Here is a 14,187-nt window from a genome sequence, read left to right on the forward strand (position 1 = left end):
AGCCGACCGGCACACGCACTCGACCCACGACCTCCGCCCGATCCGCCCCCAGCCCCAAGGCGATCAGACAGGACGCCGGCCCAACGGCCCCCGCCCGGGAGGCGACCGGCACACCCACCGGACCCACGACCTCCGCCCGGCCCGCCCCCGACCCCGGCCCTGGGGCGGCGGGCCAGGAAGCCGGCGGCACGGCCCCCGCCCCCGCCCCGTCCGGCGGCTCCGACGAACGGGTCCTCGCGCTGCGGCGGTTCTCCGCTTCGGGGCGGCGTTGGCGAGCCGTACAGCTCGGGCTCTGTGCCGCCTCGCTGGCCGTCGCGCTCACCGCCGGCGCCGTGGTCGTCGGCGCGGTGCGGGACGGCGGCGGTGCGGCCCCGGTCGCCTCCTCGCCGGGCGGCATCTCGCCCGAACTGCTGGCCAGTGGTGACCTGGACCCGAGCATCCGCGCGCTGCAGGCCCATCTCCGGGCCCAGCCACGGGACCACGGCAGTTGGGCGACCCTCGGACTCGCGTACGTGGAGCAGGCCCGCACCAAGGGCGACCCGTCCCGCTACCCACAGGCCCAGCGCGCCCTCGACCGGTCGCTGAGGCTCCGCCCGGACAACGACGCCGCGCTCGCCGGCCGGGCCGCCCTCGCCGCGGCCCGCCATGACTTCACCGGCGCCCTGACGTACGCGGACCTGGCCCTGAAGCAGAACCCGTACAGCGAGCGCGCCCTGTCCTCCCGTATCGACGCCCTCGTGGAACTCGGCCGCTACCCCGAGGCCGCGAAGGCCGCCGACCTGGCCGATTCCCGCCGTCCCGGCGTCCCCGTCTTCACCCGCTACGCCTACGTCCACGAACTGCGCGGGGACGTGAAGACCGCCTGGCGGGTCCTGGAGCAGGCCCTCGGCACGGCCACCACGCGCGGCGACATCGCGTACGTGGCCACCGCGCTCGGCCAACTCGCCTGGAACCAGGGCGACTACAAGACGGCCCTCGACCAGTACGCGCGGGCCCTCGCCGCCGACGACTCGTATCTCCCGGCGCTGGAGGGCCGCGCCCGGGCGCAGGCTGCCCAGGGCGACACCGCAGATGCGATCCGCGCCATGGAGCGGGTCGTCGACCGCTACCCACTGCCCCAACCCCTGGTGGAGCTGGGCGAGTTGTATGAGGTCCGGGGCAAGGAGGGCGATCGGGCCAAGGCCCATGACCAGTACGCCCTCGTGGACGCCTGGGTGGCGCTCGCTCGCGCCAACGGCGTCGACGCCGACCTCGACACCGCTCTGGCCGCCGCCGACCACGGCGACCGCAAGGCCGCGCTGAAGGCCGCCCAGGACGAATGGGCGCGTCGCCACACCGTGCATACCGCGGACGCCCTCGCCTGGGCCCTGCACGTCAACGGCCGTGACCAGGAGGCCCTTCCCTATGCCCGGCGGGCCACGGCCACCGGTTACCGCAACGCGGCCTTCCTCTATCACCGCGGCATGATCGAGCGCGCCACCGGTCACCGGGTCCAGGCCCGCGCCTCGCTCACCGCGGCACTGAGGCTCAACGCCGGCTTCTCGCCACTGGGTGCGCGTGAGGCCCGTAAGGCGCTGGAGGCGATGAAGTGAAGCTCCGTCGCGCCGTCGCCTCCGTCACGGCGGTCCTCGCCGCCGCCTGCGCACTCCTGCTGGCCCCCGCCGGCTCCGCGAGCGCCCATCCGCTCGGCAACTTCACCGTCAACCGCTACGACGGCCTGATCGCCGCTCCGGGGCACCTGCGCGTCGACCATGTCGAGGACCTCGCGGAGATCCCGGCCACGCAGGCCAAGCCCGACATCGAGAAGCTCGGCCTGACGGAGTGGGCCCGGCAGCGGTGCGCGCAGGCCGCCGACGGCAGCAGGCTCACCGTGGGCGGGCGTACGGCGCCGCTCACCGTCGGCACGAGCCACGCCGAACTGCGACCCGGTCAGGCGGGCCTTCACACTCTGCGCGTGGAGTGCCGGCTGACGGCGCCGCTGCCCAAGGCGGACACCGTCCTGCTCGGCTTCCACGGTGCGGGCGCGAGCACCGGACCCGGCTGGCGGGAGATCACCGCGCGGGGCGACCGTATGACGCTGATCGCGTCGGACGTGCCGAAGACCTCCGTCTCCCGCGAACTGACCAGCTATCCCAAGGAGCTTCTCTCCTCACCGGCCGACACCGTCAAGGCGTCGCTGCGGGTGCGCCCCGGTGGTCCCGTCCTGGCCGACGAGCGGCGGGACGGGCCGGCTGCCTCCGTGCTGCCGCGCGGCGCCGACCGCTGGACGCAGGCCCTCGACAACCTGGTCGCCCGGCACCACCTGACCCTCGGCTTCGCGGCGCTGGCCCTGGTCATCGCGATCGGGCTCGGCGCGATGCACGCGCTCGCGCCGGGACACGGCAAGACTCTGATGGCCGCGACAGCGGCGGCCCGCGGCGGCCGGGCGAAGCTCAAGGACGTGCTGCCCCTGGCCGCTTCGGTGACGGTGACCCACACCCTGGGCGTCGTCGCCCTCGGCCTCCTGGTCACGGCCGGGTCGGCGGCGACACCGTCCGTGATCGCGTGGCTGGGCCTGGCGAGCGGGGTCCTGGTCACCCTGGCGGGCGCCTCGCTCGTAGGCCGGGCGTGGCGTAACCGTGGCCATGGACACAGCCACGGGACCGCGCACGGGCACGGCCCTGCGCACAGCCATGCGGACCTCGCGCACGACGACGCCCCCTCCCACGCCGGTCACGGCCACACACACGACCACGCACATGGCCACGGCCACGGCGTCCCCCACACCCATGGCGGCGTCACCCACACCCACCCCGCCGCCCCGACCCTTCGCGGCACGATCCTGCTCGGCTTCGCCGGCGGGCTCGTGCCCAGCCCCTCCGCCGTGGTGGTCCTGGTCGGCGCCGCCGCGCTCGGCCAGGCCTGGTTCGGTCTCCTCCTCGTCGTCGCCTACGGAGTCGGGCTCGCCCTGACGCTGACCGCGGCCGGGTTCGCCGTGGTCAAGCTCGGCGGCGGGATGAACCGGGTACTGGACCGGCGTCCGCGCTGGACCGCGGGCCCGGCGGCGGCGCTGGTCCGCAGGACGGCACCACTGGGATCCGCCTTCGTCGTCGTGGCCCTCGGCGCAGGACTGGTGTTCAGGGGGGCGGCATCCGCACTCGGTTGAGCTACTTTTGGGGAGAAATCGCGCGCAGTGGATACATCACGCGGATGCGAATGGGGGGCGCCCGTGTCCGAAGAACCGGGCCATGAACGTGTGATCGCGGGCCGTTACCGTCTTCTGTCCGCCCTTGGCCATGGCGGCATGGGGACGGTGTGGCGGGCCCGTGACGAGGTGCTGCACCGGGAGGTGGCCGTCAAGGAGGTGCGTGCCCCGGCCGGGCTTCCCTCGACCGAGGTCGAGCGCATGTACACCCGGCTGGAACGCGAGGCGTGGGCGGCGGCACGGGTGGCCAACCGGAACGTCGTCACGGTCTACGACGTGGCCCACGAGGACGGCCGTCCCTGGATCGTGATGGAGCTGATCCGCGGCATCGCCCTGTCGGACCTGCTGGACGCGGAAGGGCCGATCTCCCCTCAACGGGCCGCGCACATCGGCGCCGAGGTGCTGACCGCCCTGCGCGCGGCGCACGGGGCCGGGGTGCTGCACCGCGACGTCAAGCCGGGCAACGTCCTGCTGGCGAACGACGGGCGGGTGGTGCTCACCGACTTCGGCATCGCCACGGTCGAGGGCAGTTCCGCGCTCACCATGACGGGCGAGGTGATCGGCTCACCCGAGTTCCTCGCGCCGGAGCGCGCGCTCGGTCGCACTCCGGGACCCGAGTCCGATCTGTGGTCGCTCGGCGTGCTTCTTTACGCGGCTGTCGAGGGCAACTCTCCGTTCCGGCAGAACACTCCGCTCAACACGCTGCGCGCGGTGGTCGACGAGGAGTTGCCGGCGCCGCGGCGGGCCGGTCCGCTTGCCCCGGTGATCGAGGGGCTGCTGCGCAAGGATCCGGCGGAGCGCATCCCGGCCGACCGGGCCGAGCAGGACCTCCGGCTCATCGGCGCGGGGGGCACCCCGCGCACGGGCACCGCGGCGTACACGCCGACGGTCGCGGCGTTCCCGGCCGGCCCGCCGACGCCTCCGCAGCCCACGCCGTTCACCACCGCCGTGTCCCGGCCCGGTCACCCGGCGCCTTCCGAGCCGCCGCAGCGCAGTCGGCGTGCGGCGGTGGTGCTGGTCGCGGGCCTCGCCGCGCTCGCGCTTGCCCTGGCCGGGCTGACGTACGCCCTGGTGAACCGCTACGACACCGGGGGTGGGAGTGCGAGCGGCGGGGCGACGCACAGCTCCGGCGCCGGAGCCGGCGGATCGCCTTCCGCCAGTTCCGAGCAGAGCACCACGGCCGGCGCCACGCCCAGCGGCGCGTCCACCTCCGGCAGCGGGTACGGGGGAGGCTCCACGCCGGTGCGGCAGACGGTCCGGGTGACGGTGACCGGGACGCACACCGAGTACCACGGGAGCTGTCCGCCGCCGGATGCCCAGGCGCCCACGTTCACCGCCACGTTCACGGTGGGCAGTGTGCCGGTGGACGTGTCCTACCGCTGGGTCACCAGGACCGGGCAGGTGTCGGACCCGGGGTGGAAGACCCTGTCGTTCCCGGCGGGCGGTGGCAGGACCGCACAGCGGCAGGTCGTCGTCTCCGCGTACGACGCCGGGGGTTCGGTGCAGAACGAGATCGGTGTGGAGGTGCGGAGCCCGCTCCACGTCACCTCGAACTCCGTGCCCTTCACCGTCACCTGCGAGACGGAGACCCCGTCGGACGGGGCCTCCCCCTCCAGTTCGTGACCGTCAGGCCGCACCGGCCAGCACCGGCAGATAGCCGCCGGACTGGCCGGCCGCGGTCGGGTGGTAGGACTCGCCGATGTTCAGCCAGCTGACGCTGTGCAGCCAGGAGCTTGCGGAGCAGATCTCATGGCCGCTGAACGTGGTGCGCACGTCGCCGAAGGTGAAGCCGTGGTCGGCGGCTCGCTTGGCGATCGCGACGTCGATGTAGTCGGCGGCCCCGTTGATCGCGGACCGCTTGGTCCCGGACAGTCCGAGGCAGAAGGTGCCGAGCTTGTAGAAGCGGGGGTAGCCCAGCACGATCACGCGGGCTGAGGGGGCCTTGGCGGTGATCGCCGAGTAGACCTTGTCGAGTTGGCCGGGCAGGGTCGAGTCGACGTACGCCTTGGCCGTCGCGATCCGCGACAGGCAGGCGCTGTCGGACTGGAGCACACAGGTCGTCATGACGTCTGCGAAGCCCGCGTCGTTGCCGCCGATGGTGATCGAGACGAGACCGGTCGACGTGGTGAGCGTGCCGAGCTGATTGTTGAGCACATCGGTCGTACGGGCGCCCGAGCAGGCCATGAAGCTGAACGAGGAGGGGGCGTGGGCGGCCTGCCAGAGGTACGGGTAGGCCTTCGTGCTGCGGTCGCAGTCGCCGCTGGAGCTGATGTAGCTGCCGGCGCCGACACCTGAGGAGTACGAGTCCCCGAGGGCCACATAGCCGGTGGCCGCCGCGAGAGGGGACGCCTGTGCCGCGGCCGCCCCGGTGAGAGCGAAGCCGACGGCCAGGAGGAGTGACGTCACGTACGCCGCAAGTCGGGAACGTCTCATGGAACCTCCCTTTAGCAGGATGTCTGCCACAACCGTCGTAGCAGCTGCGCGAGTTGACTGGAAGTGTCCATGCCAAGACCGTTTGGGCACACTCTCGCACCACCGGTCGAGGTTCGAACGACTGCTCCCAGGAGGTCACCGCTCCAAGGGGGAACACATATTTAGACCAGGCCAAGAACCCGCGCACGGCCGGTCCCCACCTTGACGGCCCCTCTACGCTTTGCGACATTGAAGCCCGGCATCCGGCGCATCGGGGGGCAAAGTCGCCAATGCAGACCTTACGTATCAAGCCACCTTCATCGGGTAAGCACGGGCGGTCGGGACGGGACCCGGGGAGGAACCTGTTCCCGCTGCTCGCGGGCGCGGCCTTCGCCGTCGCGGTGGTCGGAGCGATCCTCGCGCTCAGCGACGCCGACTCTCCGCTGCGCGGCCCGTTCACCCTGTTCTTCCTGCTCGCCGCACCGGCAACGGCCGTCGGCGCCGCTCTGCGGGGGCTCGAACCCTGGCCCCGCACAGTGGTGTCCGTCGCGGGAGCGATCGCGACCGACCTGCTGATCGCACAAGGCATGTTGGCGATGCACTGGTGGTCGGTCCGCCTCGGGATCGTCGCGGTGACCGTGATCAGCCTGCTGGCCCTCCTGCTGGCAGTGGTACGACGACAGCTCCGCCGCGCGGCGAGAAACCAGGCCTGAAGACATGGACATCAGCGTGTACCGCCCCGGCGAACTCACGGCCGCCGACCGGGCGGTGTGGAGCGCTTTGCAGTCGAAGGCCCGTCTGAACGGGTACCCCGAACTGGCGAACCCGTTCCTCTCCCCCGAGTTCACGCTCGCCGTGGGACGGACGAGACGCGACGTACGGATCGCGGTCCTGCACGAGGACGGTGAGCCGGCCGGGTTCTTCCCGTACCAGAGAACCAGCACCGGCGTCGGACGCGCCGTCGGCCTCGGCCTCTCGGACTGCCAGGGCATGGTGCACCGGCCCGGCTTCATCTGCGACACGCAGGAGCTGCTGCGGGCCTGCGATCTCGCCATCTGGGAATTCGACCACCTGGTAAAAGGCCAGGCGCCGTTCGAGGCGGGAGCTTCCGGCACGTTCCCCTCTCCGGTCATGGACCTCGACCAGGGCTACGACGTCTATATTCGCCGGCTGCGCACCACATCACCGGTGTTCACCCGCAGGACGATGACCAAGGAGCGCAAGCTCGGACGCGACGCCGCCCAGGTGCACTACGTCCATGACGAACGCGATCCGGCGGTTCTGCGCACGCTGCTCGGCTGGAAGTCCGCCCAGTACCGACGGACCGGACGCAGCGACCGCTTCGCGCACGACTGGATCAACCAGTTGGTGCACCAGCTCTTCCACACCCGTTCGGAGTCGTTCGCGGGGATCCTCTCCGTGCTCTACGCGGAGGGCCGGCCCATCGCCGCGCACTTCGGACTGCGCACCGAACGGGTGCTGTCCTGCTGGTTCCCGGCGTACGACCCGGCATTCGGAAAGTACTCCCCCGGGTTGATCCTTTTTCTGCGGATGGCCGAGGCGGCCGCCGCCGACGGAATCGCCTATCTGGATCTCGGGCGGGGCCAGAAGGGTTTCAAGGACTCCCTGAAGACACGCGAGCTGTTCGTGTCCGAAGGGTGGGTGACTCGCCGTCACCCGGTCGCGATCGGGCACAGGGCGCACCGCGCCCCGGTCCGGGCGCTGCGCAATACGGTGCTGTCACGGCCGGAGCTCTTCGGGCCGGCCGACCGGCTCCTCAAACGGATGGGGAAAATCCGTTCGGGGGGTTGACTTTATGGCCATACCGCCGAAATAGGGGGACATGTTCCAGATCTTGCCATAAAGTCGTAATCGTCAACACCGTCTTACACCTACCCGCATCGGTCCATCATCCAGCGGTCCAGGGGAGGGCTTGAGTACCGCGATGGTTCCGTCGCGGGGCGCGGTAGGGGCGTACGTACTCCGCGATCTCGGTCGCACGAGTCGTGCCGCGCGACTGGCTGCCTTTCAACGGCAGTCGGCCAGCTTTGCCAGCTCACCCGGCGTGCCCGGAGATCCATTTCGGCATTCCGCAAGTGAGAAACCCCCCTTTCGAACCGGATAAACAGCCGGACCATCCAGGGGCGGACGGTCCACCGGACGAGAGGGACACCATCATGAGTTCTGTTCTGCGCCCCGCAGTTTCGGATCAAGATCCGTTAACTCAGGGAAAGTACCGCCCCATCTCCTCTCACCTGGCCATTGCGCCGCCGGTGAGCGTGGTGATCCCCGCCCTGAATGAGGCGGAGAATCTCCCCTACGTTTTCAAGACCCTTCCGGACTGGATCCACGAAGTGGTTCTGGTCGACGGCAACTCCACCGACAACACCGTCGAGGTCGCACGTGATCTGCGGCCGGACGTCAAGGTCGTGGGGCAGCGGGGCAAGGGCAAGGGCGACGCCCTGATCACCGGGTTCGAGGCCTGCACCGGCGACATCATCGTCATGGTCGACGCGGACGGCTCGGCCGACGGGCAGGAGATCGTCAGCTATGTCTCCGCGCTGGTGTCGGGCGCCGACTTCGCGAAGGGCTCGCGGTTCGCGAACGGCGGCGGCACCTCGGACATGACACCGATCCGCAAGCTGGGCAACCGGGTGCTGTGCGCGGTCGTCAACGCCAAGTTCGGCGCCCGCTACACCGACCTCTGCTACGGATACAACGCGTTCTGGCGGCACTGCCTCGACAAGATCGAGCTGGACTGCACGGGTTTCGAGGTCGAGACCCTGATGAACATCCGGGTGGTCAAGGCAGGGCTGAAGGTCCAGGAGATTCCCAGCCACGAGTACCTGCGCATCCACGGATCGAGCAATCTGCGCGCGGTACGCGACGGATTGCGGGTGCTGAAGGTCATCCTCCAGGAGCGCTCCAACCGCCGCTCACTGCGTCGCCGCCCGCGCGCCGTGGCACTCAACTCGGATCAGGGGGAGGCGTCGTGAACAATCCGGACATCTCCGTGGTGATATGCGTCTACACCGAGGACCGCTGGGAGGACATCCTCGCGGCGGTCGCCTCGGTGCGGACGCAGTCCCGGCCGGCTCTCGAGACGCTGCTGGTCGTGGACCACAACGAGGCCCTGCTGGAACGGCTGACCAATGAGTACAAGGAGGTCGAGGAGGTCCGCGTGCTCGCCAACGCGGGCCCCCGCGGCCTGTCCGCGGGCCGCAACACCGGAATCGCCACCTCGCACGGTGAGATCGTCGCCTTCCTCGACGACGACGCCGTGGCCGAGCGCGACTGGCTGAAGCACTTCGCCGAAGGGTACGAGGACCCGCGGGTGATGGCCGTCGGCGGCCGCACGATGCCCATCTGGGCGTCCGGCCGCCGCCCGGCCTGGTTCCCGGAGGAGTTCGACTGGGTGGTGGGCTGCACCTACAGGGGCCTGCCGCCCGGACGGGTCCGGGTGCGCAACGTCCTCGGCGGCAACGCCTCCTTCCGGCGCAGCGCGTTCGCAGCGGCGGGCGGCTTCGCCACGGGTATCGGGCGCGACGGCGACAAGCGCCCGCTGGGCTGCGAGGAGACGGAGCTGTGCATCCGCCTCACCCGGGCCAGACCCGACGCGATCCTGCTGATCGACGACCGCGCGGTGATCCACCACCGGGTGCCCGAACCGCGCGAGCACTTCGCCTACTTCCGCACCCGCACCTACGCGGAGGGCCTCTCCAAGGCACTCGTGGCCTGCAGCGTCGGCTCCGGCAAGGGCCTTGAGTCGGAGCGCCGCTACACCACCCGGGTGCTGCCGGCGGGGGTGGCCCGAGGACTGCGCGACGCCCTGCTGGCCCGCCCCGGCGGCGCGGGCCGGACGGGCGCGATCGTCGCCGGGGTGCTCACGGCCGCCGGGGGCTACGTCCTCGGCAGTGTCCGGGCGCGCAGGGGCGGCACCACCTTCTCGGTGGTGGACATCGCGGATCAAGAGGGGGACACCGCATGAACGACCAAGCCGTACCGATCCTCATGTACCACTCGGTCGCCACCGCACCGAACGACGCGACGCGGGCCCTGTCGGTGGCGCCCGAGGCGTTCGTGGAGCAGATGGCCCAACTCGCGGACCTGGGATTCACCCCGGTCACCACCGCCGACCTGGCGCGCAGCTGGCGGCGCGGCGGTCCGCTGCCCGAGCGGCCCGTCCTCATCACCTTCGACGACGGCTACGAGGGCGTGCACGGGCACGCCCTGCCCGTGCTCGCCAAGCACGGCTTCGCAGCCACGCTGTTCGTCTCCACCGGCTGGATCCGGGGCGCCCACGACACCGGTGGCGGCCTGGACACCATGCTCGACTGGGACCAGGTCCGCGAACTGGCGGCCGCCGGGGTCGAGATCGGCGGGCACAGCCACACGCATCCGGAGATGGACCAGCTCGCCGACGACCCTCTCCGGTTCGAACTGCTGCGCTGCGCGGAGATCATCACCGGCGAACTGGGCACGCGCCCCATGTCGTTCGCCTACCCGTACGGCTACTCGAGCCGCCGGGTGCGCCGCGCGGTGCGGGAGACGGGGTACCGCCAGTCGCTCGCGGTCGGCAACGCCCTGGCGCGCCGCCGCCAGGGCCCGTACGCGCTGCAACGCGTCACCGTGCGCCGCAGCACCGGCGCCGACGAGTTCGAACGGCTCGTCCAGGGCCGTGCGATCGCCCGCAACTTCGCCAGGGACCGCGCCCTGACCAAGGGGTACGCCGTGGTCCGACGAGCGCGACAGGTTCGCCGGAAGGCCGTCCTTTCCCGTGTCTGACACGACGACAGCCCAGATCGCTCAGTCCACGACCGCGTCACCCGAGCGGTCCGGACGCCGCCTGCGCCTTCGCGGACGTGGCGGAGGCGGCAACCAGTTGTTCCGCAACGCCTACGCGCTGATGCTCAACACCGGTATCTCCGCGGTGCTCGGCCTCGGCTACTGGCTCGTAGCGGCCCATTACTACTCCGATTCCGCGGTCGGCCAGGGCTCGGCAGCGATCGCGGCGATGAAGTTCCTCGCGGGGCTCACCGCGGTCACTCTCACCGGCGCGCTGGCGCGCTTCATCCCGGTCTCGGGGCGAAGCACCCGGCGGCTGATCCTGCGTACGTATGTGGGCAGCTCGGTCGTCGTGGCCTGCGCCGCGAGCGTCTTCCTGCTGACCCTGCACGCCTGGGGGCCCTCGTACCGCTTTCTGCACGGGACCGTCTACGGACTCGGCTTCGTCCTCGCCGTCGTGGCCTGGAACCTGCTCACCCTCCAGGAGGGTGTGCTGACCGGTCTGCGCAGCGCGCCGTGGGTCCCGGTGGGCAACAGCGTCTTCTCCGTGGTGAAGCTCGGGCTGCTCGTGGCCTTCGCCGTGGCCATCCCGACGACCGGCGTCTTCGTCTCCTGGATCGCGGCCATCGCCACGTCCGTCGTCCCGCTCGGCTGGCTGGTGTTCCGGCGCCTGGTGCCCCGGCACGCCAAGGCGACCGCGGAGCACACCGACCCGCCGTCGCCGAAGGAGATCGGGCGGTTCCTGGCCGGCGACTACACCGGCTCACTGTTCTCGCTCGCGGTCGTCTACCTCGTCCCGGTGATCGTGGCCTCACAGGTCAGTGCGGCGGACAACGCGTACTTCTACGTCACGACCGCCATCGGCGGCACCATCAACCTGCTCGCCGTCAACATGGGCGCCTCGCTCACCGTCGAGGGCTCGCACGACCCGGTGCGGCTCGCCGCCAACACCCGGGCCGCGCTCAAGCGCATAGCCGGCATCCTGCTGCCGGTGTGCGCGGTGCTGTTCATCGGCGCACCCTTCATCCTGCACGTCTTCGGCGCGGGGTACGCCCAGGCGGCGACTCCGCTGCTGCGCTGGTTCGCGGTCGGCGCGGCGCTGCGGGTGGTCATGGAGACGTACTTCGCGGTGCTGCGCGCCCAGAGCCGCACCTCGGGACTGGCCTATCTCCAGGGCCTGCTGTGCGTCCTGGTGCTCGGGCTGACCCTGCTGCTGCTCCCCCGTATGGGGCTGACCGGCGCGGGTGTCGCGGAGATCTCCAGCCTGGCGGTGATCGTGGCGATCGCGGCGCCGAAGCTGTACAAGATCCTGCGCGCGTCCCCGGCGGACACCGCGCCCGAGGACGCGGCACCGGACGGTGACCTCGCCGACCTGGGGGCGCGCGAAGTCCCCGCGCCGAGGAGCGGGCCGTCCTGGGCGAAGAACCCGGACCCAGACACCCTCGCGCTCGGCATCCATGTCGACTTCGACCATGGGGAACGCCGGCCGGACGTGCGCCCCGGCCCGGGCACCCCGCCCACCGGGATCCCAGCGGTGTCCGGCGGTCACGACGGACCGGCCCCGGCGCTGCGGCTCCCGGCACCCGACGGTCAGGTGGACCAGCGCACCGAGCCGGAGGTTCCCCCGGTCGAGCGAGACCGGGGCCGGGAGGCGGGCTCGGAGGCAGACGAGTCCTTCCTTGCCCCGGCGCGAGAAGCCACGGACGACGCACCGCTCACGGACGACCCGCTCTCCTCCGGTTCTCCCGGCGGAGCCCACCGGTTCCGCCCGACCCGGGCGGGGCTTCTGCTGGGCTGCCTGCTCGCCTGCGCGCTGCTGCTGTACTGGGTGCCCGCGCTGAGACTGGACGACGCCGCCCTGGAGCGGATGGACGGTCTGGGCCTTGTCTCGGTCCTGCCGCTGCCGACCCTGGCCGGGGCCGCGCTGCTGGTCGTGGTCTTCGCCGCGCTGCTGCGGCGCGAGCGCGAGTCCAGGGTTCTGCTGCTGGCCACGCTGCTGGTCACAGTCGTCTCGCTGCACGCGCTGCCCGCGGTGATCGAGACCGAACCGCGGTTCCCGACGGCCTGGCAGCACCTCGGCTTCCTCGACTACATCGACCGGACCGGGTCGGCCGTGCCCGACCTGGACGCGCGCTGGAGCTGGCCCGGCTTCTTCGCGGCGACCGCGTTCGTCGCGAAGGCCTGCGGCGTCACCGACCTCACCGAGGTCATCCGCTGGTGGCCGCTCGCCATCCAGCTCCTGTATCTGGCGCCCATGTTCCTCCTGGTCCGCTCACTGCGAGCGAGCTGGCGGGCCAAGTGGTCCGGAATCTGGATCTTCGTGCTCAGTGGCTGGGTCGGCCAGGACTACTTCTCCCCGCAGGGATTCACCTATCTGCTCTACCTGGTCTTCGTGGCCATGCTGCTGGTGTGGTTCCGGGCCCCGCGCGTGCTCTGGACGACGGCACGGCCAGGTGAGGCGGAGGTCGAACCGGCCGGGCGCGGGCAGCGGGCGGTGCTGCTCACGGTGCTGATCGGGCTGTACGCGGCGAGCGTCCCGGCGCATCAGCTCACCCCGTTCATGATGCTGGGCGTGCTCGCGGCACTCGTCCTGGTGGGCCGCTGCGAACTACGGGGGCTTCCCCTGCTGTTCGCGGTGCTGGTCGCGTTCTGGGTCTGCTTCATGGCCGAGCCGTACTGGTCCGGGCACTTCGACGAACTCTTCGGCGGCGTCGGCGGCCTCGGCAGCAATGTGTCGACCTCCGTCTCGGGGCGCATCCAGGGCGGCGACCCGACTCACAAGCTCGTGCTGTACACGCGCGTGATGCTGGCCGGCTTCGTGCTGGCCTTCGCGTGCTGGGGCTGGTGGCGGCGGCGCGCGTACAAGTACCGGGAGCGGTCGCTGCTCGTCCTCGCCTTCGTCCCGTTCCTGGGCTTCGGCATGCAGTCGTACGGCGGCGAGATGGCCCTGCGCGTCTTCATGTTCGCCGTGCCCGGCGCGGCCCTGCTCGCCGGGCTCGCCCTCTTCCCGCGCACAGGGGTGACGGCTGCCGAGCGGGCCGAGGACCGAAGGCACCTCGCCCCGGTCGCGGCTCTCCTGACGGGCCTGCTGCTGATGGGCGGTTTCCTGGTGGCGCGCTGGGGCAACGAGCCGTTCGAGCGGGTCCGCGCGGGCGAGGTCGCCGCGATGGACTACGTGTACGCGCACGACGACCCGACCGTACGGCTGCTGTGGCTGAGCAACGACACGTCCGACGACGTCACTCCGGCGATGCCGTGGGGCGCCAGGGACATGGAGAAGGTGCAGTACGTGCCGACGCTCGCGCCGGTCGATCCGGTCCTGGTGTCGGGCCTGGTGAAGGCGCTCAAGGACGCGGGCCCGAACTCGTATCTCATGGTCAACGCCAGTCAGGTGGTCTCTCTGCAGATGGGCGCGGGCTACTCGCCGACCTGGGAGTCGCGGCTCATCGCGAACCTGGACGACCGCCAGGAACTGACGAAGGTTCTCGTCAACGACGACGTCACCCTGTACGCGCTGCGCGAGCAGCCCGCGGGCGCGGTGGCGGAGCCGGAAACGGGTCCGATCGGCCCTCGGGTGACCTGGACGCGGTGGTCGGTCATCGGGGCTCTCGCGGCCCTGGTACTGGTCCCGTTGCTCACGGCACGGGAGGTCGTGCGGGTCGCGGTGCGGCCCGGTGCGCGGCGGCTGCGATGGCTGCGGGCCGGCTTCTGGTTCTCCCTGCCTCTGGTGGCGGTGCTGCTGGCCTCGCTGGTCCAGCGGTTCCTGACCCTGGGCAAGGGCTGAGCGTCAACCGGCTTACGGGGTG

Annotated in this window: 10 protein-coding genes; 9 read left to right on the forward strand and 1 reads right to left on the reverse strand. The window is 71.2% G+C overall.

What is annotated here, in order from left to right; all coding sequences use genetic code 11:
• From ABZ904_RS01860 to ABZ904_RS01870, 3 genes are all read left to right on the forward strand, one after another.
• Window positions 1-1,592: tetratricopeptide repeat protein (locus ABZ904_RS01860; RefSeq protein WP_361820528.1), on the forward strand; the 1,592-nt coding region annotated here is incomplete at its 5' end.
• Window positions 1,589-3,145 carry a nickel transporter gene (locus ABZ904_RS01865; protein ID WP_361820531.1) on the forward strand — a complete coding sequence of 519 codons (1,557 nt, stop codon included), beginning with the start codon at window positions 1,589-1,591 and terminating at the stop codon, window positions 3,143-3,145. The genes ABZ904_RS01860 and ABZ904_RS01865, both read left to right, overlap by 4 nt.
• A 63-nt stretch (window positions 3,146-3,208) precedes the next feature.
• Window positions 3,209-4,807 (forward strand): serine/threonine-protein kinase, encoded by a 1,599-nt coding sequence (locus ABZ904_RS01870; RefSeq protein ID WP_361820534.1) that lies wholly within the window; start codon window positions 3,209-3,211, stop codon window positions 4,805-4,807.
• 3 nt (window positions 4,808-4,810) lie between these two features.
• On the opposite strand, the gene ABZ904_RS01875 is transcribed toward ABZ904_RS01870, so the two are convergent.
• Window positions 4,811-5,617 (reverse strand): SGNH/GDSL hydrolase family protein, encoded by an 807-nt coding sequence (locus ABZ904_RS01875; protein ID WP_361820537.1) that lies wholly within the window; start codon window positions 5,615-5,617, stop codon window positions 4,811-4,813.
• 269 nt (window positions 5,618-5,886) lie between these two features.
• Here ABZ904_RS01875 and ABZ904_RS01880 point away from each other — a divergent pair, with 269 nt between their 5' ends.
• From ABZ904_RS01880 to ABZ904_RS01905, 6 genes are all read left to right on the forward strand, one after another.
• Window positions 5,887-6,309: a hypothetical protein gene (locus tag ABZ904_RS01880; protein ID WP_359391696.1), complete on the forward strand. Its 423-nt coding sequence runs from the start codon at window positions 5,887-5,889 to the stop codon at window positions 6,307-6,309.
• Between the two features lie 4 nt (window positions 6,310-6,313).
• On the forward strand, window positions 6,314-7,408 hold the full coding sequence (locus ABZ904_RS01885) for a GNAT family N-acetyltransferase (protein ID WP_361820540.1): 1,095 nt from the start codon (window positions 6,314-6,316) through the stop codon (window positions 7,406-7,408).
• 365 nt (window positions 7,409-7,773) lie between these two features.
• Window positions 7,774-8,592 carry a glycosyltransferase family 2 protein gene (locus tag ABZ904_RS01890; protein WP_359391694.1) on the forward strand — a complete coding sequence of 273 codons (819 nt, stop codon included), beginning with the start codon at window positions 7,774-7,776 and terminating at the stop codon, window positions 8,590-8,592.
• Window positions 8,589-9,584 (forward strand): glycosyltransferase family 2 protein, encoded by a 996-nt coding sequence (locus ABZ904_RS01895; protein WP_361820543.1) that lies wholly within the window; start codon window positions 8,589-8,591, stop codon window positions 9,582-9,584. The genes ABZ904_RS01890 and ABZ904_RS01895 overlap by 4 nt, the downstream gene beginning before the upstream one ends.
• A complete protein-coding gene (locus ABZ904_RS01900) occupies window positions 9,581-10,381 on the forward strand; it encodes a polysaccharide deacetylase family protein (protein WP_361820546.1) in 801 nt (266 codons plus the stop codon). Before ABZ904_RS01895 ends, ABZ904_RS01900 begins: the two co-directional genes overlap by 4 nt.
• Window positions 10,374-14,165, forward strand: coding sequence for a lipopolysaccharide biosynthesis protein (locus ABZ904_RS01905; RefSeq protein WP_361820549.1), 3,792 nt, complete (start codon window positions 10,374-10,376; stop codon window positions 14,163-14,165). Before ABZ904_RS01900 ends, ABZ904_RS01905 begins: the two co-directional genes overlap by 8 nt.
• The last annotated feature ends 22 nt before the right edge of the window (window positions 14,166-14,187 follow it).

Source organism: Streptomyces sp. NPDC046900 (assembly GCF_040644975.1).
GTDB lineage: Bacteria > Actinomycetota > Actinomycetes > Streptomycetales > Streptomycetaceae > Streptomyces.